Here is an 18,270-nt window from a genome sequence, read left to right as displayed (position 1 = left end):
TAATAACATTATATGGAGTACAACCTGTGAGCCTACCGCTCTTAAAACCACTATTATTAACTGTCGGTGCGACTTCCTTAGTATTCTTTGGTGGGGTTATTGCCTTAGCCGTGCAGTCTCCCGAACCTGCTAGTACTTTATCAGTAGCTGATCCCATCACTCAAAATGCTGACATCACACCTAACGCATCATCCTCATCGGTGCAGCAGTTACCTCTTGCTGCGCTTAGTCCTGCGCAAGCGACAGCACTGGCAAAACAAGACGCACCCAATGCGATATTGCAGGCCAATCCAGAGCTCATCAACTATAACGGTAAGGTCGCTTATGAAGTGCTATTAGATAATAGCGCCACTTATATTGACGCCAATTTAGGCACGGTTCTAAATCCGGTAGCGACCAATAATTATCGTGTTGAGAATTTTTATGAAGACTACGATGAAGATGATCGAGATGAGCATCATGATGACGACAGGGACGAAAATGAAAAAGTCGGCAAATACCGTGACGAGGATTACAAAAAGAGTGATCATCTAATCGCAACGAGCTACAAACACCATGAGGAGGAAGATGATTATGATGACTAATACACAATCAACGGCCCAAGCAACTCCAAAGAAACCTGCTAATAAGACGAGTAAAAAAGCTGATCCGTTCGCCTTTCTTAAAAGCAGTATCATGATTGCATCGGTTGCAGGCACGATGGGTGGATGGTTATTTTTGCTCAATCAAGAGACAGACAGCCCATCTGTGAGCGCCGTCACTGTAAATACTACAGATTCTGGGAGTGGTGAGCTAGCTGCTGCATCAATACCCATTGTTGACATCACACAGCTGAGGCAGGTCAATGAAGCTGCTCCTGTAGAGGCAATAACAGTCGTCGCCCGTACGCGTTCTTCTCAATAACCAGCAAATCAATAAATAAGCAAAGATGAGTAATTATTGAGCTTATACCCTATCGCAAAAAAATGGAGTCTTCTGATGAGTAAGAACACGACAAAATTGGCGACTCTGAAACTGGCGGCGATGGGTTGCCACATTCAAATAACGTTAAACATTACCAAGATTGGCACACAGCACTCGCAGGAAATAATAGATCACCAAATTTCTTTGTTAAAAAGTGAAACTCAGCAGCGTTTAGCACGCTGGGAGCATATATTTAGTCGTTTCGATGAAACCAGTGAGCTCATGAGACTTAATAATCATACCGACCAATGGAGGGAGGTAAGTGCAGAGTTGTTTGAGGTCTTAGGTCGCGCCATATATTTTGTTGTAGAAACTCAAGGTCTCATAACCCCAACCTTACTCAAACCGCTCTGGGCTGCTGGTTATAGCAGTCATTTGAAACCTTGCCAAAAATGTCTACGCCATCTATACCCGTAATTACCTCAAACTCTGGCTCAAATGCCGCCACATACTTACAAGCTCAACCCAATGCTAACAATCCTAATCAGCAAATAGACAGTATTCAGTGTCGCCGATTGGTTGATGGTCAGCATCAGATCTACCTGCCCGCTGGAATAGCACTTGATTTGAATGGTTATGTCAAAGGCTGGTGTGCCATGCAATTAGCTGAGCAGATTAGTCGAAGTCATGACTGGCAACTCCCTTGTTTGGTAGATATGGGCGGTGATATAGCAATCGGTGTCCCAAGAAGTCAAGCCCTAGATAAGGCAATAGACAGTCCAATTGTTTGGGGCGTGGCAATTGCTAAACCTTACTGTGCTAATGGCGAGCATATGCAAAACGACCAAGATGTCGCAATTCTTACTTTGAGATCTGGTGCTGTCGCCACTTCTGGGCAAGATTATCGGCGCTGGTGGCATAAAGGTCGCCCGCAGCATCATTTAATTCACCCTCATTATTCCCGTCCGGCTATCAGTGATGTCCTGACAGCAACGGTCATGGCTGCGGATACTGTAACAGCAGAGGTATACGCAAAATATTGTGTGCTCCTCGGCGTTACAGAAGCAATAACATGGCTGAACCAGCATCATATTGCGGCGCTCTTAATTGATACGAATAACAACGTGATATCGTCCATTGCTATTGAGCCAAATTTGAGTGAGCCCAACTTGGTTGCCGTCTAACGACTCACGCTCTATACGCCAGATACCAATATATTAAGTAGATGCATTCATAGGAGTATCGTCATGCATACAGACAATCTTACTCACAGCCAGGCTACTTCTAATACGTCGCTTCTTGTTCAGGTTATGTGGATTGTATTGATTTTGAGTATTGCCATCGGAGTCGGCAGCTACATGCTATTGATGTGGGGAGAGACGGTCTCACAACTACTGACCGCCACAGATAAGCATTTTTGGTATTTATCACGGGCAAGTGGTGTGATTGCTTATGCTTTATTTTGGCTGGCAGTGGTTTTTGGTTTATTACTGAGTACACGCTTAGGAAAGCATTTTAATGCGGCTAGGGTATTTGCCTTGCATCAGTATTTAAGTCTGATAGCGGTAGCTTTGCCGCTTTTCATGCTGGTATTTTATTGGCGGATAACTATCTAAATCTGCATATATGGCAGATTTTAGTACCTTTTGGTTTCCAGACTGATCGGGTGGGCGTGGCATTGGGACAGATGGGGTTTTGGCTGTTATTTATCTGTGCATTCAGTTTCTATATTAAGAAGTATATTGGTCAATCAGTGTGGCGATGGCTACACTTTTTGACCTTTACAGCTTATATGCTTATTAGCATCCATGTGTTTATGGTGGGATCTGACAGTCGAGCATTACCGTTGCTGTTATTTTATGCAAGTAGTCAGACATTGGTTTTTGTATTGACTAGCTATAGATTATTGATGATGAAACAAGTCAAGTGACTATTTAATTGGCAATTCGATTGACCGTTCAAATGACTATGTATGGAGCGTTATAGTATCAAGCGGTATAAACTGCAGTGATATTATAAGCTACACTAGGATATACCAATCCGTGTCTATACCTTTTAAGGATTTTATGCATCATTATTCTATTCATGACGAAGCACATTTGAGCAATCGCAATCATTGGTTGAGGGCAGCAGTGCTGGGTGCGAATGATGGTTTGATTTCGACAGCCAGTTTATTGGTTGGGGTAGCGGCTGCCAGCCCAAGCAGTCAGACATTGCTGTTGACTGGCATGGCCGCGTTGACCGCAGGTGCGTTGTCGATGGCGGCTGGCGAGTATATTTCTGTCTCATCACAAGCGGATACCGAAAAGGCGGATCTCGATAAAGAGAGACATGAGCTGACGCATAATGCTGAGCGTGAGCTAATAGAGCTCACAAAAATTTATGAAGCGCGTGGACTTGAGCATGATTTGGCACATCAAGTGGCCGTAAGCTTGACTGAGCACAATGCCCTGGAGGCTCATGCTCGTGATGAGATAGGCTTAACGGATCTTAGTGAAGCGAAGCCTATTCATGCATCAGTTGCCTCTGGACTATCATTTATAGCGGGGGCGATACTACCGATCATTGGGATACTACTATTACCAGCGGAAACACTGGTTTGGTCACTGGCCTCTTTGACGATAGTAGGCTTAATGCTACTTGGGATCATCTCTGCTCGTTTGGGCGGTGCGCCTGTTGTTCCTGCTACTACTAGAGTAGTAGTTTGGGGGGTACTAGCTATGGTAGCAACCTCATTGATTGGCCGCTTATTTGGCGTGGCCATTTAACAACATACTCACTCCATGACAACCTAACTGGTTACTGTCCTTTTTTAGCGTATTGTTTGATGGTGGGTAGGTCTTTGACAATGGCATTGCCAACAATGTTGGGAAACAGTCGATTGAGCCATGCAAAAAAACGCTCGGGAAACCCCAAATGCTGATGCGCCTGCTTGGTTGATATAAAGTGAATCAACGCTTTTGCGACGGTCTTAGGCGAGTCCATTTTCACTTTCAATGCCTCATTCATGGCGACGACTGCATCTTTATTCATGGTGGTCTTGGTGGCTCTAGGCGCAAAATATCGAAACTTCACTGAGGTGTCGGCATACTCGCGGCCTAACGCTTCACTTGCGCCGCGTAAGGCAAACTTGCTAGCGCTATAAGCACTAAAACCTGGGTAGCCAATACTGCCAAAGGTTGAGCCAACACTGATTATTTGGCTCGGACTATGCTGTGCTATCAAGATAGGCAGTAGTCTTTTTATGAGCTGTAGTGGATACGCCACATTGACCAACATCATCTGTTCGATCGTATCATCACTTTGATCCGTGAGTATGCAAAGTCATTGATACCTGCATTGAGTATGACAGTATCAATGACGTTTCCATGGCCTTGTGTCATTTCACCCAGCCCCTCTAACAGTAGCGATTGCGACGCCTGCGAGCTTAAGTCACATGTATGAGACAGAAGCGGGACATCAGGATAGTCTTTGGTCAACTCATCCACTAAATGCGTCAAGGTTTGATTGTTACGCCCGATCAAGATTACCGGTCGATTATTGGCACATAATTGCCGTGCGATCTCTTGTCCGATACCACCCGTGGCACCAATTAGTATGGTGTATTGCAGGGTAGACTGTATTAGGCTGATTGACCATTAGGTAGTGTCATGATATCGCATCCTTGTTGAACAATTATTATTAAAGCATGGATTATTGAAGCACGGATTGTAGTGATATGCGCTGTTGCTAATCGTCTGAGTGATTAATGCCATGCTTAATTCCAAGACCCATCGCAATATACAGCTTACGCTCTGCTAAGGGCACGTCAATTTGTCGACGACCATGCATGATGCGTTTGTTGTCTAGTATCACCACATCACCATTTTGCCACGCAATTTCTTGAGTATGCACTTCACAGATTCGAGTCAGCTTGGCTATTAGCTCATCATCAACGCTTTGACTATTCGCTAGGGTGAACTTAGGTTTTTCATAGTTAAATGATGGCCCAAGTAATGTGTTTGCAAAGGCGAACTGCCCGCTTAAGTTGTCCTCTCGGATAGCAGGTACCTGTAACACGTACCGAACGCCGCCATCTGTCTGAGGCTCTACATGATGCGTTAACGTCTTGCTCGTCGTCGCAGCGATAAATTTATCTAAATCATCCAGCTTATTTGATCAGCGGCATCTGTTCTGCCGGTCGCAGTAGCCACGTAATTTTGCCAAATTGCTTGAGGTAAATAGCGACTGATACGCATCGGCTGACTAAAAGTGGCTTTTAGCTCAGGTGATAGTGCTTGATACACAGCATATCCATCACATATCGTTGTTTGTGAGCCTTTTTTTTGGCGCTTAACTCACTAAAAAAAGGCAATGACATCAGGTGGCATCGGCGTATTGCCATTTTCGATATGTAGTCCAATAGCATGCGCACCTGCGTCCACTTTTTGGGCTTCAGAAGTGATGTTTTGACGGGCAGGATCATAGGTTAAGGTCTGACACAGTTGACTCATCAACTGACTAAACGTGTCCACATCGTAGTGATGACCTCGAAGTAACATCCAACCATGGGTTTTTAAGGCCGTTAAAATATCAGAGGTCTTAGGTAATGATACGCTGGCAGACACTTGAGAGGTTAGTACCTCAGGAGTGTCAATTTCGATAACGTCACTTTTTATCAAATCATTTAGCATAAGAGTGGTTTGCATAATGCTGTCCTATAACGATAAGTGGTAAAAATATATGTAGGCTAACGGCTAGCTTTGATCTATTTAGGTTTGGTCTATTTATGTACTATCTAAACGGTCAACGGCATTTTTCCTACTATGTTTTATTAAAAGCTTAGTAATAGAGTCTGTTGTGCTGCTGGTGAGAGTGTCCGTTATAAGCCGAGTGCTGATTTATAAGTCTCAAGAATTTGTAGTCGTCGCAATTTACCGTTATCGGTTAATAATCCATTGTCAGTGCTGAAAGGTAGCTCGCTAGATGCCACTGTTTGATACGAGCATAGTCAGGCAAGGTTTGGTTTACGATATTTAGTGCTTGTTTGATAGCAGATTGTAAATCACTGTTATCTGCTGATGTCGCGTTAGGGTTGGCGACTATCACCGCAGATAGATGAGGCTCACCATCTCCGAGTACCGCCACCTGATAGATAATAGGCTGCGTTGAGAGCTGCGCTTCTACCCATTCAGGCGAGATATTTCGGCCAAAACTACTAATAAGCACGTTTTTGCGTCGACCCGTGATGTATAAATAGCCGTCGTCATCTAGATGACCGATATCCCCTGTGGCAATGATGCATGGTCTTCGTTGCTATTATCATGGTTTAGGTAGCCTTGCATCGCATTGCCCGTGACCATCACTTCGCCACTGGCTGCGATGCTGACCGATGCATGAGGCATAGGTTTGCCCACGCTGCCTGCGCGCTTTGCTTTAGGCGTATTTAGACTGACCACAGAGCCACATTCAGACAAGCCATAGCCTCATAGACAGGCAAGTTTAAGGTGTTAGCATCTTGTAATAATTTGGGTGAAACTTTGCCGCCGCCTACTGCCATAAATCTTAAGGATGGCAAAGCAATACTAGGCGTACACTCGCCACTAGTGCTTGTGCAAATTTGGGATTTTTCATTAGCTGCCATTTGCTCGCAAATGGCTTTTAGCATTTGTGGTAATAAAATAACACTGGCGATATCATGGGTTCGTACGGTTTTTATCAGCCGCTCGGCATCAAAGGCTTGATTGGATAGCAAACCAAATTGATCAATTTGCCCTGTCACCAAAGTACGGCCCATGTATAGGCTCACGTAGACGCCTGCCACGTTTTCTAACAAAGTGGCAAAAGGCAACACGCTCAAATGACTAAATTTGCTTGTGGTCTCGGTAACTTCTGAAGTGTTAGCAGCGTCATTTTTCAAGGTGTCAGCTAGCGCACCCGATAACGACTCAACAATACGCATCAAAGTATCTTGACCCAAACATACGCCTTTTGGCATACCAGTACTGCCTGAGGTGTAAGTCACTTTGCAAAAATCGTTGGCAGTAGAGGAATTTTGAGAGGTAAGGCTAGGGTCAATGATAGTGTCAGTAAGTTGATAAAAGCTACCTTTGATATGAGTCGCCTGCTCAGACTTAATGGCTTTTGTCTCTGGTGTATCAGCGATCACCCAATGATCCATATTGTCTATGATTGGCATTGTTAAACTAGCTCCAACATATACCGTCTCTATCTGCGCATCTTGTAGTAAGTGCGCAATTTGTGATGCACTAAAGAATAAGGGGATTGGCACAACGACCGCGCCGACGGTACTCAATGCCAAATCGAGTATGATCCAATCTATATCATTATGGGTATATAAAGCGACACGCTTGCCTTGCCATATGTCTAATGTCTCATGGAGCACCGACAACGTGCGTTGAAGCTGGCCATAAGTCAGACTGATCGTTTTGTCATTGTCTATCGTCTGTATCGCCACTTGCATAGGTGACTGACGGGCATGCTCACATATCGCGGTATAAATGGGTTTCATGTTATTCTCACTGTCTTGTAGTGGTGCAGTGTTATTGGTTGATGGTAAGCTAATGAATGAGTATTAAACGGTTATCTTATTTAGCGTCAAACGAGTGGCATAATTCATCTCTAACGTTTCGTTATAGCGATAATGAGGGGCGCATACCCGCTTAGCATCTGCCACATTGATGGCGACCACCAAAGGGTTGTGCTGATAGTAATGGCCCCATGATGATACTTGCTCAGGGTCTTCTAGCGCTTCTGCAGTGGCCTTGGCAATAACATGGCTGCGAATGCCCATATGCGCCAATATATGTCGCACAGCATCGGTGCCAGTACACACTACCCAGTCTGCTTTGGTTTGGTATTCATGAGTCGTAGGATTCAGGGTAGGGGTAGATAAATAAAACACCAAAAATGCTATCATAAGCCGCGCGCTACCAGCACAACCTGATGCTAAATTGCCAATCTCAAAAATGCGCTGACGATTGACTAGCTCGCCTGCTACTCTACTGATCTCATTTTGTATTGGCGTGTTTAAATACTGCTCTAAAAATATCTTATCTTCACAGATAGGTTTTAGACCGATAGCAACGCTCGTGCCTTTAAACGCGGGCAAAGTATCATCGTCAGCGGATAACCAATCGCCATAGGATGGCATATCGGCAAAACCTGAAAACAAAATAGGCATAAAGTAGCTTAATCTAGCGTGATGGATGTACTCATATATTTGTTTGATGAATGCTTGGGCATCTTGATTTTGAGTATATGAAGTAGGCGATGTCGCTATTGGAATTTGAGTGCTGGCGCGTATATATAGGATGAAGGTATTCCTTGCACCTCCAATATTGACATTGGCTTAACGGCTTCAATATAGAAGGTCGTATTTAGAACATTCTGCAAGGTATGAGTGCTATTAATAGATAATGACATCAGCTGTCTCCAAATGGCTAAAAGCTTTTAGCACGATTAACATCATGGAAGCATGATAAAGGAGCAACCTTAACTGAACCTTAAGGTTGTATCGTTTTTAACAATCAAACCCCGGTATTGACAAACCCCAATATTAAGCACATCAACTAAGTAAAATACCAATTAAAGAAAGGTTGCTAACACTATGCACAATATAGTGTTGGCAACCTTTTTTTACTTCTATAAAAATCAGTCACATCGTATATGAATTTATGATATTGATATTCTTATAACCGCACTAATGAGGTGGTTAGCATCTGACAAATCTCAAGCCAGCCTATATCTAGCTTAAAAGTAGCGAATCTATATATCTGATCAGACAATAAGATACTACTCTCGCTGTTGCCAGTCATTTTGACCTACAGGCAACCGATCAAGTAAGTCACGTCTCGATCTCCAGTCAGATATGTGTGTATCTAATAATGCTTTAAATCTATCGTTGTGCTATCGTTCCTTAAAGTGTAATAACTCATGCACGATAATATACTCTAAACCGGGAAGGGCTTTTTAGCCAATTCAAGATTAAGTAATATTCGCCATTGCTCGATATTGCAGCTACCCCATTTAGTTTTCATCTTTTGTACTTGCTAGCCACAGACAGTCCCATTGAACCGCCCCGAGATTGTCGGAGACTCAACATTCTGAGAGAATACGACAATGAAAAGACAAACCTACACTCCTGAGATTAAAGAACGCGCCGTTCGCATGCTGATCGAAGCAGAAAACGACTATCCCTCTACATGGTCAGCCATTCAAGCCATTGCCCCTAAGATTGGCTGTACGCCTGAAACCCTACGATCATGGCATAAAAAAACACATCGATCAAACTATTCCTGCCTCAGTGCAAGCGCAAAGCGACAAAGAACGCATCAAAGAGCTTGAACGCGAGAATAAAGAGCTCAAGCAAGCTAATGAAATCATCAGAAAGGCTGCGGCTTTTTTTCGCCCAGGCGGAGCTCGACCGCTGACTAAAATCATGATTCAATTCATCGACGACAATAAACATCTTTATGGGGTCGAGCTGATCTGTAGAGTATTACCGATTGCCCCGTCAACTTATTATCGTGCTAAAGACTTGGAGGATTGCCCTGAGAAGCGTTCCCTTCGCAGTCAGCATGACGACTTTTACATCAGTGAAATCAGACGCATCTGGACTGACAGCAAATGCCGTTATGGTGCGCGTAAAGTCTGGCAGCAGATGAAAGCTGATGGGTTAAAGGTTGCTCGTTGTACCATAGAGCGTTTAATGAGACAGCATGGCCTACAAGGTGTCTGGCGCGGTAAGGGTAAAATAACAACTCACAGCCGTGATGATCAAAAGCGTGCTGATGACTTGGTTAATCGTAACTTTAGCGCTCATCGCCCTAACCAGCTCTGGGTGGCAGACTTTACCTATATCAAGACGATAAGCGGCTGGGCGAATACCGCTTTTGTTATTGATGTGTTTGCTCGCGCTATCGTCGGCTGGAAAGTATCTAATCGTATGAATACCGATATGGTAATGGCAGCATTAAATCAAGCGATAACAGATAGAAACAATCCCAAAGATGTGATTCATCACAGTGATCGAGGGGTTCAGTACTTATCTATTCGCTATACCGATAAGATGACGGACTGCGGCGTGATTGCTTCTGTTGGTACAACAGGTGATTCATACGACAATGCACTGGCTGAAACGGTCAATGGACTCTATAAATCTGAAGTAATTGACTATTTAAAGCAGAACTGGACTGGTGTGAACGATGTTGAACTGGCAACCCTTGAGTGGGTGGACTGGTTTAATAAAACCCGTTTACATGGCACGATTGGATATGTGTCACCCTTTGAGTTTGAAAAGCGGTATTATGATAATTTAACCCTGTCAGGCATCGCTGCCTGACTCAAGTAAATCACTCTCCGATAAAGTCGGGGCGGTTCACATCGATCTGACCAGACCAGACTATTTATTGATTAAAATCTCTCAAGTTAATGTCTACAGATTTGACAGCAGAGGTCAAGCTTGATGCCACTTCTTAAAAAGGTTGCCTTTTTCAAGATACTGATAGCACGTGTGATCAGGGCATACTAAAATCGTACTTTTTCAACCATTGCTCCAAGGTGTCGCGCTTTCTTAAAAAGGTTGCCTTTTTCAAGATACTGATAGCACGTGTGATCAGGGCATACTAAAATCGTACTTTTTCAACCATTGCTCCAAGGTGTCGCGCTCTATGTTTTTACTGCCAGTTGCATAGATAGCGATAGCCTAGCGTATCGGTAAAAAAGCGTATGACACGGTTTTGAGTGAATATTTCTATATCGTCCACGTTACTCATAAGATACACCTGCTAAATTTAGCCCTTGCAGCATAATATTTAACATTTCAGTTTCATGCTGAGCAATTATTTTTTTATCCCACGCATCTGGTTTACCTTGTATGCAATCAATCATTTTCAGTAGCTTTAAGCTATCGATTTGCCCACTTTGCATATTTCCATTTTGTGAGAAATACTTTACCTTAACATCAGGCATATCATTACTCACACGTGAATTAAGGCTATGGCTAATCAAACATAAATTACCAAAAGAGTGCAACAGTGAATCTTTTGCGTCTTTATCTTCCAAAAATATACTGTCGTTTCGCTTATTTTGTGGATAAAAGTGTTCTACAGAGCTTCTAGCGGTAAAGGTAAACTTAGGATAGTTACCGTTTAACCAAAGCAGATAATCTAAATAATTAAATACAAAAATGTTGCGGATATTGCCATACCTGAGATACTGCTTAATTTGTATACGTAGATTATCAGTACTCAAGTTGTCATGGGTATGTTCAGTCAATAGCTTATTGAAGTCTGAGGTTTGATAAATGATTTTATGATAATCATCAGGTTCATCAGTCAAATAACGCTTTAACATAAAGGCGCGAGCTATCTCTTCTAAATGGTCAAGATACGCTACGCTATTAAGCCCCATTTCACCATGTTTATAATGCTTACAAGCATAATATAAAACGGCATTAAGCCAGTGCTTATAGTTCGTAGTAGGAGTTGAGACATGAAAAGCACTTTGCAACATCACTAGTTTGTCAGTGTCAGTCTCAAAGCTATTTTTGTAGTAGCTGTTTTTTTTATCTTCATTCTTGATTAGCTTATTAAGCGTCCATTGTCCTTTACTGTCTTGAGTGTTGCGCTTTATTATAAAGTGATCAAAGATAAATTTGCTTTTAAGTAATGAGTATATAAAGGTCTTTACTTGAGACAAAGGCGTTATCTGATTGTTAGTTTCTATACTTTGCTCAGTATTTGAAGTGTGAGCATTTTCTAAGTTGGATGGTTTTAAGATAAAGGTTTCAAACTGGGTTAGCAGCTGTTTGTCATCAAGTGCGATGTCTTTTTTTATATGAGGACTGCACGTTAACCATGATTCTCAAAGCATGTAAAAGAAAGCTTGAGAAATTCACTAAGCTATAGTAAGTCTCACTATTACCGTCATCTTCTTCTTTATCCGCGGTATTGCTAGGGTTAGGTGGACTGGCAAAACCATTTTCAAGGATGTGGAAAAGAGAAGGAAGTGGCTTCAATTTATTGTTTTGAGCATCATTGTTACAGTCAGAATACTGTTCATTATCTGGCTGGGAATTGTTAGGATTATCAGAGTCTTTATATATCCTAAGCAGTTCATCAAAATCTTTAGGCCGCAAAAGAGTTAAATTCTCTGAAAACAACTTAAAGCGTAAAGTAGTATTGAAGCCATACTGTACGTATTTATTCATATTGGCACAGGCTTCCCAAACATCATGAATCAAAGCTTTAACTGGTTGTTTGTCCGCAAGCGCTATCTCACTTTCGTTTGCCTTTTCAATGACTGACAACAAACGTGCTTTAATAATTTCATGCTTCTCTAATTGCTCACCTCGGTTATTCATAACTTCGAAATAATGATTTAAATCCGTTTCGTCAGGCACAGGTACACGAGCAATCTGTACATATTGAAATAGATAATCACAAAACTCTTGAAGGGTTGTAGTGGGTTGTTGGTTATCATTATTAGGGGAAATAAATTTACTTTCCATTACTTCTCTAATAGACGTATAGCCGTTGATAATAGCGGGATTTAGCTTAGCTTCATGAAGGTGCTCATAGGTTTCTAGATTGTCATTCAGTAGTAACTCTAACGTCTGAGTAGATTTCGGACGGCTTTCAAACTCAATGTTTTGTTCTGTATACCATGACATATCATAGTCGCTATCTATAGTTGTAAAGTAATTCTTTAGATATATGATTAATAAGCTCAGAGTAGTAAAGCGTTGTTGACCGTCAATAACTTCAAACACTGTACGTTTTGAAGATAGTTGTGGTCTTTCAAATACTACCAGTGTACCTAGATAATAGTTCTTATGTTCCTTTGAACTTTTCGCATCAATTTGAGCGTCCATAATATCGACAATAAGCTGTTCAATCTCACTATTGCCCCAAGCATAATTACGCTGATACATCGGAATCAGATAGTGCTCGGTGCCGTTAAGCAGCCCCTTTGGTGTTAGTAGTATCACTTGCTCGGTTGCGCTCGGATTATAGTTTTTCATAATTTTATTTTTCTCTATTTATCAGTCAAATAGTTGAGGTGATCAAATAATTGGTATATGTCGTTATCAGCTTTTTTTATTAGACTCTTTTATGTCATTGCCTCTTAGAGGTTGAACACCAGCGATCCATACTTCTTTAGGCAATGTAGCGTCTTTGATACGTTTGAATAACATACCGTCAACTGCATGATTGTCCATCGTTGCGAGTTTTACCGCAAATTGTCTTAAGCGTATTTTGTATGCCCAAATAAACATGATCTCTACAACCTGTGATAAGTCTTGCATACCAAATTTATCAATATAGTAGATCAAAGTATTATCAAATAAGTTACGAGTATATTTGTCACCCTGACGCCACTTATCACTATAAGCATCTAATACCTTAATAATGTTCGATGCTCGTTCATTTAAGGTTTGGTCATAGATAGTTACAGAGGAATGGCTGTTTTTATTCTCTGATGCGTGCGCACTATCAATCGTTTTCGTACGATCAATAAGCGTATCGTAATATTCAACCATTTCAAAAAAACGACGACCGTTGATTATTTTTTTGGTCTAGCTGAAATGGGTAGTTCATTGCTTGAGCATCAATATGACGTTGCATATTGCTATTATAATCATCGATAAAATGATGCGTGATCATCATAGCTTTTGCATAGTGCGGTAAATTTTGTTTATGTAGAGACACCCCTTTAAAAATATCTACATGACGACTGGTAAAGTTGCGGGCTGGTTTATGATCTATCCAGCGCTTAATCCTAAATAAATGCTGATTAAACAGCCTGTGCAATTCGTCATCTGCCAAGCTTTCCCAATGAGCGACAGTTTGCGCTTTAATATTTGGATTGAGCCGTTTATCATAGGCGCTGAATTCACGTAAATGAAAAGCCTTTAATAAGTCATGAGGATACAACTCTTTACCGCGAGAGTTCTGTGAGTCAAAAAAACTGAAAGGCTTCTGATTCATCTTCCAATATAAAGATGACCACCTCACACTGATTTAGCAGAAAGTCAATATGTTCGATGCTGAGCTCGCCACGGCTTATAATGCGTTGTATCTCTTGAAAGTTCGAGTGCAAATTATAAATGGATATATCGCTAGCAAACTCTTGTTTTTTAGCTAAGGCTGGCACGGTATTAGCTAGCTCACCTAGTATTTTTCCGATAGCTTTTACTTCTTTGGGTTTGGTTGAATGATCAGGATGATAGTTTTTGATAATCGCCATGACGGTAAGCATTAGCGTTAGGGTGCGTTGTTGACCATCGACAATATTGAGTACGTCTTTATCATCTTTATCTTGAGACTTATGCAGCACGATAGAGCCAAGGCGATAGGCGGGCTTGTCACATTGCGTCTTAATATCATTGAATAAGCTTGCGATATTGTGCTGATTCCATTTGTAAGGGCGCTGATACTCAGGAATAGTTAGTAGACATTCACTCAGTAACTGCTTTACTGAGATTATCGTCTTGTTCTGGAGCGTTATTGATTCACTCATAATTAGTAATTATCCTTAAATTTACAGAATTATATAATAAACATTAGTTCTTTATATAACCTAGTTTTCATTTGCTGAAGTAAGATATTTGTCGTTGCTAGTCTAGTATAGCGGGCAACCTAGAAAATAAAGTTACAGGTTGATCGCTATACTGGCCTTTATGATAAACATATAGGCTTACCATCATGACTGCCGCTAGAAATAATTGTCCTTTAAAAGATACTTCCTCTATCGCACAAGCTTGTGCAATCACTTTTCAAGGTACTGCCAGTAATGACCTGCAGCAAGATGCTTTTTTCTTTTTAGACAATTGGTATCAAGAAGACTTAGGAGTGATGGCAGTGACTCCAGTTGCAGTACCCTTCTGCTTAGCAGTGTCAGATGGCGTCGCAAGCTCTAATCACTCACAGCACTGCTCAAAAGCGGTGATAAAGGCAATCAGACGGTTATGGAACGATCAGAAGAGTGTTACTTCAGATGATATTCATCAGCTGATTAATCAAACCAAGCATTCAGCTAAGCGTAATGGCGCGGCGGCAACTCTTGCGATGGTTGCCTGTGAGTTAAAGGGTGATGGAACCATAAAGGCAACGATAACGCATGTGGGCGACAGTCGTATTTATTGGCTACCTAAAGGTGCATCACAATGGCAGTGCCTGACTCGAGATCATAACCTATTGAACGAACTCATTGATCAGCAGGTACAAGAGCAAGGTCGCCAAGTGGAGTTTTCTGACTATAACCGAGAAGGTATGGCAGGGAGTCTATATAGTATTACTGAAGGCTTTGCACTGACCACTGATGACAGTTATATCAGCAGTGAAATACCAGAGAGCATCTCTCGAAGGATTAATGTTAATAGCGGCGACTGTCTTTTGGTTTGTACGGATGGTATTCATGACTTGGTGCCGAGTCGTCATTGGCAACTTGTCAATGCTGAAACCGATTTACAAGCTTGGTTAATCAGTCTCAAGAACCAAGTTTATGACTCCGATGGCAATGCTTATGACAATGGCACAGCCATTTTGGTTCGTTTTGATTGAGCCTGTATTTTAATAATGAGTTTGTCATTTCATCAGTCTAATAAAGAAGCTACTATGCCTACATATCCAATCGCCAGCTATACAAAGTCAGCACGTCTCTTTGCTTTATATCAAATCCTTCCTCGGAGTGAAACTGATGCTGTGTCACTCACTGAGCTTATGCAAAACTACGGTGATGATGCTGATAATTATACAAATGAGCGTAAAAACTTAGAGAACGATCTGATTGGCTTAAATCAAATCTTTAACGATATTTTCTATAGTGACGCCTTAGTCCGAGTGCAGCATGGGGTAATAATATCAGTGGCAAGACAGCACGGTTTTATATTGAACCCAGCTTTAGCATCGATGTTATTAACGAGCAAACCGTGTTCTTTTGGGAGATGCTGGATAAATATACCGCAAACTACTTACCAGTATCTTTTAAACAAGAGATCACAGACAATCTCACTCAATTACGTCGACAGGATAAAGATAAATTTCATCAAAGTCCGCTAGGACAATGGCAAGATCATCTCATCACCTTACCTAGTATTGTGCAAGCGCCAAAGCTTGATAGTGAAGTGATTGGAAGTATTCATCAGGCTCTGCTACAGAATCGTCAATTACGAATAAGTTATCAAAATAAATGGGAAGAAAAACCAGTTCAAAGAGTGGTGTATCCTAAAGGAATGATCTTTATTGACAATATGATCTATCTCACAGGCTTTAATCCTACTGATGATTATATCGATGATAATAAACTGCTACAGGAGCATCGCAATTTTGCGGTCAATCGTATTACCGAGGTAGTAGCCATAGATAAGCCAATACCTGACTGGGTAAGGCGAGACACTTTTTCGTTAAAGAGTTTGCATAAGTTGGGTAGGTTAGAGCCGACTGATAATATCCGTATTAAACTGGTTTTAAAAGTACAAAAGTATGCCTGTCAGCATTTATACGAGCGTCCATTATCGACAGATCAGAGTATTACGGCTATTGATGACACTTGGAATCAAGTCAGCGCTACAGTTGCTAATACTACGCGTCTGCAAGATTGGCTGGTAAGTATGTCGCAATTGTCCGTCGTCACTGAACCATTAGAGTTAAAGATAGTTATTCTCGAGCGCCTAGAAAGTGGGATGCAGCTTTATAACCGTAATTAATGATTTCACTTTAAAGAGGAGCCGAGTATGACAGCAGATAGTATTTTTACAGATAAACAGACTATAAAAAAACGATATCAACGAAGAACGTAATAGTGAGCTTCAGATAGAGCCCATACCTTTAGCTACTTTATATACGCCACAATCAGATAGCTACCGCTTGTCTGAGGTTGGGTTTATCGTTATCGAAGATGGCTGGAATGAGCAGTCACTGCTAGCGTTAAAGCAACAAGTCGGCTGCACATTGTTTGCACTACAAACCACAGATAAGCATATTGATAGATTCGAAGTAATAGACGGGATAATTATTTGCAAAGCGGGAGAAGTTGGACAGGTGATGACAGTTTTTGAATCAGTATTATCTGATTGGGATAAGGTTGGTATAGATGTTAATGATATCAAAAGATCCTGCGGAGCTGAAAAGACTGCTAAATTTATACAAGCTAGGGTAACCGGTAAGCCAGACTCAGAACAAGTAAAAAGTGCCGTTAATCATCTGCTCAATCAAATTCCTGAAGGTCTTAGTATCCAGTATATGATGCTTGATATTGAAAGCGATCATAAGCTATCTCTTGATGAGTTTTTTTAGTATCACAACTGCTGTTGAAAGTCGGATTTCTGATGATTCAGAAGTATTTTACGGCAATAGGATGATTGATAAACCTGACCATTGCTGGATGGGCGCGATATATGTGGCAGGTTAGCCTAGCATTAAATACAAATATAGTTTGAGCTACGTTGTGAGTGTGGCAGGTAGGCAAACGCTCATTATGTAAATCGTAAGGAATGCAGAAGATGACAACGACAGATAAAGATTTATTTGATGATTTTATTCAAGCTCAAGATGCTATCTATTCACAAGTGATTGAAGAGCTGACCAAAGGTCGTAAGCGCACGCATTGGATGTGGTTTATCTTTCCACAGGTGAAAGGGTTAGGGCACAGTAAAATGTCTCGACGATTTGCAATAGGTAGTCTGGAGCAAGCAAAAGCGTATTTGCAGCATGAAGTGCTTGGAGTACGGTTAATAGAGTGTGCTGAATTACTACTATTGCATCCTGATAAAAGTGCTTTAGATATCTTTGGTTCACCAGACAATCTGAAGCTGCAATCTTCGCTAACATTATTTGCCTTTGCCGCTGGTAACAAATGTGTATTTGAGCAGCTTTTATACCAGTTCTTCGCTGACAGTTACGATATAAACACTATCAAGATGCTAAAGCAAATCAATGACCAGCAATAACGCCGAACATAACCGAACGAGGTTTTAAAAGGAAATATGAGTATGAGTACCGTGCAAAGTTTAATCAATGATGTGAGCCAAAAGATTAATGCACTAGAGACGGCGCAAGCACTCTATAGCCGCCAGCTTTCACCAGATTTTAGTACTTTTGATTATATTAATACCGATGAATTAGGCTTAGTCGTATTTTGGCGGCTCTGCTTGATCCTAAAGGAAGTCATGCTCAGCAAGAAAGCTTTTTAAGGTTGTTTGTTGAGCATTGTTTACCTGTTATATGTAAAGATGATAACTGGCAGATTTTCCTTAATAACCTTGAGAAAACAGAAGTTTTTCTTGAAGAGATAACGGGAAAAAGTAACACCCAGCGTCGTATGGATATTTACTTAAGATGTCAGGTAGGTGATGACAGCTAT

At 41.4% G+C, this 18,270-nt stretch carries 28 protein-coding genes and 1 other annotated feature; of the genes, 13 read left to right on the top strand and 15 right to left on the bottom strand.

Annotated features, from left to right (window positions below; all coding sequences use genetic code 11):
- Positions 1–26: 26 nt before the first annotated feature.
- The 6 genes from TT11_RS15570 to TT11_RS15545 all read left to right on the top strand — a co-directional run bounded on the left by TT11_RS15570 (position 27) and on the right by TT11_RS15545 (position 3,671).
- Positions 27–584 carry a PepSY domain-containing protein gene (locus TT11_RS15570; protein ID WP_025653060.1) on the top strand — a complete coding sequence of 186 codons (558 nt, stop codon included), beginning with the start codon at positions 27–29 and terminating at the stop codon, positions 582–584.
- Positions 574–903 (top strand): hypothetical protein, encoded by a 330-nt coding sequence (locus TT11_RS15565; RefSeq protein ID WP_227692092.1) that lies wholly within the window; start codon positions 574–576, stop codon positions 901–903. The genes TT11_RS15570 and TT11_RS15565 overlap by 11 nt, the downstream gene beginning before the upstream one ends.
- 75 nt (positions 904–978) lie before the next feature.
- Complete coding sequence (locus TT11_RS15560; RefSeq protein ID WP_261871078.1) at positions 979–1,380, top strand: FAD:protein FMN transferase; 402 nt, start codon at positions 979–981, stop codon at positions 1,378–1,380.
- A complete protein-coding gene (locus tag TT11_RS15555; RefSeq protein ID WP_261871077.1) occupies positions 1,356–2,087 on the top strand; it encodes an FAD:protein FMN transferase in 732 nt (243 codons plus the stop codon). The genes TT11_RS15560 and TT11_RS15555 overlap by 25 nt, the downstream gene beginning before the upstream one ends.
- A 63-nt stretch (positions 2,088–2,150) precedes the next feature.
- A complete protein-coding gene (locus TT11_RS15550) occupies positions 2,151–2,519 on the top strand; it encodes a hypothetical protein (protein WP_261871076.1) in 369 nt (122 codons plus the stop codon).
- Between the two features lie 450 nt (positions 2,520–2,969).
- Positions 2,970–3,671 (top strand): VIT family protein, encoded by a 702-nt coding sequence (locus TT11_RS15545; RefSeq protein WP_025653056.1) that lies wholly within the window; start codon positions 2,970–2,972, stop codon positions 3,669–3,671.
- Positions 3,672–3,702: 31 nt separating this feature from the next.
- On the opposite strand, the gene TT11_RS15540 is transcribed toward TT11_RS15545, so the two are convergent.
- From TT11_RS15540 to TT11_RS15495, 10 genes are all read right to left on the bottom strand, one after another.
- Positions 3,703–4,182 (bottom strand): SDR family NAD(P)-dependent oxidoreductase, encoded by a 480-nt coding sequence (locus TT11_RS15540; RefSeq protein ID WP_261871075.1) that lies wholly within the window; start codon positions 4,180–4,182, stop codon positions 3,703–3,705.
- Positions 4,182–4,466, bottom strand: coding sequence for a hypothetical protein (locus TT11_RS15535; RefSeq protein ID WP_261871089.1), 285 nt, complete (start codon positions 4,464–4,466; stop codon positions 4,182–4,184). The genes TT11_RS15540 and TT11_RS15535 overlap by 1 nt, the downstream gene beginning before the upstream one ends.
- Positions 4,467–4,632: 166 nt before the next feature.
- Positions 4,633–4,962, bottom strand: coding sequence for a TauD/TfdA family dioxygenase (locus TT11_RS15530; RefSeq protein WP_370587877.1), 330 nt, complete (start codon positions 4,960–4,962; stop codon positions 4,633–4,635).
- 77 nt (positions 4,963–5,039) lie between these two features.
- A complete protein-coding gene (locus tag TT11_RS15525; RefSeq protein WP_370587876.1) occupies positions 5,040–5,189 on the bottom strand; it encodes a hypothetical protein in 150 nt (49 codons plus the stop codon).
- Positions 5,190–5,243: 54 nt separating this feature from the next.
- Positions 5,244–5,591, bottom strand: a complete 348-nt coding sequence (locus TT11_RS15520) for a hypothetical protein (protein ID WP_261871074.1) — start codon at positions 5,589–5,591, stop codon at positions 5,244–5,246.
- Between the two features lie 238 nt (positions 5,592–5,829).
- Positions 5,830–6,111: a hypothetical protein gene (locus TT11_RS15515; RefSeq protein WP_261871073.1), complete on the bottom strand. Its 282-nt coding sequence runs from the start codon at positions 6,109–6,111 to the stop codon at positions 5,830–5,832.
- A gap of 41 nt (positions 6,112–6,152) precedes the next feature.
- The gene (locus tag TT11_RS15510; RefSeq protein ID WP_261871072.1) at positions 6,153–6,359 is read right to left on the bottom strand and encodes a hypothetical protein; all 207 of its coding nucleotides are present in this window, start codon (positions 6,357–6,359) and stop codon (positions 6,153–6,155) included.
- Positions 6,329–7,414 carry an AMP-binding protein gene (locus TT11_RS15505; RefSeq protein WP_261871071.1) on the bottom strand — a complete coding sequence of 362 codons (1,086 nt, stop codon included), beginning with the start codon at positions 7,412–7,414 and terminating at the stop codon, positions 6,329–6,331. Before TT11_RS15505 ends, TT11_RS15510 begins: the two co-directional genes overlap by 31 nt.
- 63 nt (positions 7,415–7,477) lie before the next feature.
- Positions 7,478–8,185: a thermostable hemolysin gene (locus tag TT11_RS15500; protein ID WP_261871087.1), complete on the bottom strand. Its 708-nt coding sequence runs from the start codon at positions 8,183–8,185 to the stop codon at positions 7,478–7,480.
- A gap of 670 nt (positions 8,186–8,855) precedes the next feature.
- Complete coding sequence (locus TT11_RS15495) at positions 8,856–8,942, bottom strand: DUF45 domain-containing protein (protein ID WP_240990549.1); 87 nt, start codon at positions 8,940–8,942, stop codon at positions 8,856–8,858.
- An 82-nt stretch (positions 8,943–9,024) separates the two neighbouring features.
- Here TT11_RS15495 and TT11_RS15490 point away from each other — a divergent pair.
- A protein-coding gene (locus TT11_RS15490; protein WP_261871070.1) for an IS3 family transposase occupies positions 9,025–10,246 on the top strand; the annotation gives its coding sequence in 2 pieces (ribosomal slippage) (positions 9,025–9,174 and positions 9,176–10,246; 1,221 coding nt in all).
- Positions 9,301–9,418 (top strand) — a sequence feature (AL1L pseudoknot). Its footprint overlaps the gene before it by 118 nt.
- Before the next feature lie 425 nt (positions 10,247–10,671).
- Here TT11_RS15490 and TT11_RS15485 read toward each other — a convergent pair.
- The 5 genes from TT11_RS15485 to TT11_RS15465 form a co-directional block, all read right to left on the bottom strand.
- Positions 10,672–11,418 (bottom strand): HNH endonuclease family protein, encoded by a 747-nt coding sequence (locus tag TT11_RS15485; protein WP_261871086.1) that lies wholly within the window; start codon positions 11,416–11,418, stop codon positions 10,672–10,674.
- A gap of 301 nt (positions 11,419–11,719) precedes the next feature.
- Complete coding sequence (locus TT11_RS15480; protein ID WP_261871069.1) at positions 11,720–12,928, bottom strand: DUF262 domain-containing protein; 1,209 nt, start codon at positions 12,926–12,928, stop codon at positions 11,720–11,722.
- A 66-nt stretch (positions 12,929–12,994) separates the two neighbouring features.
- Complete coding sequence (locus tag TT11_RS15475) at positions 12,995–13,447, bottom strand: hypothetical protein (RefSeq protein WP_261871068.1); 453 nt, start codon at positions 13,445–13,447, stop codon at positions 12,995–12,997.
- 1 nt (position 13,448) lies between these two features.
- Positions 13,449–13,895, bottom strand: coding sequence for a hypothetical protein (locus TT11_RS15470; RefSeq protein ID WP_261871067.1), 447 nt, complete (start codon positions 13,893–13,895; stop codon positions 13,449–13,451).
- The gene (locus TT11_RS15465; RefSeq protein WP_261871066.1) at positions 13,867–14,427 is read right to left on the bottom strand and encodes a DUF262 domain-containing protein; all 561 of its coding nucleotides are present in this window, start codon (positions 14,425–14,427) and stop codon (positions 13,867–13,869) included. Before TT11_RS15465 ends, TT11_RS15470 begins: the two co-directional genes overlap by 29 nt.
- A gap of 185 nt (positions 14,428–14,612) precedes the next feature.
- On the opposite strand from TT11_RS15465, the gene TT11_RS15460 reads away from it, so the two are divergent.
- The 6 genes from TT11_RS15460 to TT11_RS15435 all read left to right on the top strand — a co-directional run.
- Positions 14,613–15,470, top strand: a complete 858-nt coding sequence (locus tag TT11_RS15460) for a PP2C family serine/threonine-protein phosphatase (protein WP_201579687.1) — start codon at positions 14,613–14,615, stop codon at positions 15,468–15,470.
- Between the two features lie 368 nt (positions 15,471–15,838).
- Positions 15,839–16,615: a YafY family protein gene (locus TT11_RS15455; RefSeq protein WP_261871065.1), complete on the top strand. Its 777-nt coding sequence runs from the start codon at positions 15,839–15,841 to the stop codon at positions 16,613–16,615.
- A 160-nt stretch (positions 16,616–16,775) separates the two neighbouring features.
- Positions 16,776–17,204, top strand: a complete 429-nt coding sequence (locus TT11_RS15450; protein WP_261871064.1) for a hypothetical protein — start codon at positions 16,776–16,778, stop codon at positions 17,202–17,204.
- Between the two features lie 206 nt (positions 17,205–17,410).
- Positions 17,411–17,857 (top strand): DUF1810 domain-containing protein, encoded by a 447-nt coding sequence (locus tag TT11_RS15445; protein ID WP_201579690.1) that lies wholly within the window; start codon positions 17,411–17,413, stop codon positions 17,855–17,857.
- 42 nt (positions 17,858–17,899) lie between these two features.
- Positions 17,900–18,100, top strand: coding sequence for a hypothetical protein (locus tag TT11_RS15440; protein WP_261871063.1), 201 nt, complete (start codon positions 17,900–17,902; stop codon positions 18,098–18,100).
- Positions 18,046–18,270: PD-(D/E)XK nuclease family protein (locus tag TT11_RS15435; RefSeq protein WP_261871062.1), on the top strand; the 225-nt coding region annotated here is incomplete at its 3' end. The genes TT11_RS15440 and TT11_RS15435, both read left to right, overlap by 55 nt.

The organism is Psychrobacter sp. JCM 18901, assembly GCF_000586435.1.
In the GTDB taxonomy this organism is placed as follows: Bacteria; Pseudomonadota; Gammaproteobacteria; order Pseudomonadales; family Moraxellaceae; genus Psychrobacter.
Note: the sequence above shows the minus strand (reverse complement) of the source record. Positions and strands in the feature narration are given on the sequence as shown.

Coding starts and splice junctions, on each gene's coding strand:
- TT11_RS15565 (WP_227692092.1), top strand. CDS start 574: ATGATGACTAATACACAATCAACGGCCCAAGCAACTCCAAAGAAACCT.
- TT11_RS15560 (WP_261871078.1), top strand. CDS start 979: ATGAGTAAGAACACGACAAAATTGGCGACTCTGAAACTGGCGGCGATG.
- TT11_RS15555 (WP_261871077.1), top strand. CDS start 1,356: ATGTCTACGCCATCTATACCCGTAATTACCTCAAACTCTGGCTCAAAT.
- TT11_RS15550 (WP_261871076.1), top strand. CDS start 2,151: ATGCATACAGACAATCTTACTCACAGCCAGGCTACTTCTAATACGTCG.
- TT11_RS15545 (WP_025653056.1), top strand. CDS start 2,970: ATGCATCATTATTCTATTCATGACGAAGCACATTTGAGCAATCGCAAT.
- TT11_RS15540 (WP_261871075.1), bottom strand. CDS start 4,182: ATGTTGGTCAATGTGGCGTATCCACTACAGCTCATAAAAAGACTACTG.
- TT11_RS15520 (WP_261871074.1), bottom strand. CDS start 5,591: ATGCAAACCACTCTTATGCTAAATGATTTGATAAAAAGTGACGTTATC.
- TT11_RS15505 (WP_261871071.1), bottom strand. CDS start 7,414: ATGAAACCCATTTATACCGCGATATGTGAGCATGCCCGTCAGTCACCT.
- TT11_RS15495 (WP_240990549.1), bottom strand. CDS start 8,942: ATGAAAACTAAATGGGGTAGCTGCAATATCGAGCAATGGCGAATATTA.
- TT11_RS15485 (WP_261871086.1), bottom strand. CDS start 11,418: ATGTTGCAAAGTGCTTTTCATGTCTCAACTCCTACTACGAACTATAAG.
- TT11_RS15480 (WP_261871069.1), bottom strand. CDS start 12,928: ATGAAAAACTATAATCCGAGCGCAACCGAGCAAGTGATACTACTAACA.
- TT11_RS15475 (WP_261871068.1), bottom strand. CDS start 13,447: ATGGTTGAATATTACGATACGCTTATTGATCGTACGAAAACGATTGAT.
- TT11_RS15470 (WP_261871067.1), bottom strand. CDS start 13,895: ATGAATCAGAAGCCTTTCAGTTTTTTTGACTCACAGAACTCTCGCGGT.
- TT11_RS15465 (WP_261871066.1), bottom strand. CDS start 14,427: ATGAGTGAATCAATAACGCTCCAGAACAAGACGATAATCTCAGTAAAG.
- TT11_RS15460 (WP_201579687.1), top strand. CDS start 14,613: ATGACTGCCGCTAGAAATAATTGTCCTTTAAAAGATACTTCCTCTATC.
- TT11_RS15445 (WP_201579690.1), top strand. CDS start 17,411: ATGACAACGACAGATAAAGATTTATTTGATGATTTTATTCAAGCTCAA.
- TT11_RS15440 (WP_261871063.1), top strand. CDS start 17,900: ATGAGTACCGTGCAAAGTTTAATCAATGATGTGAGCCAAAAGATTAAT.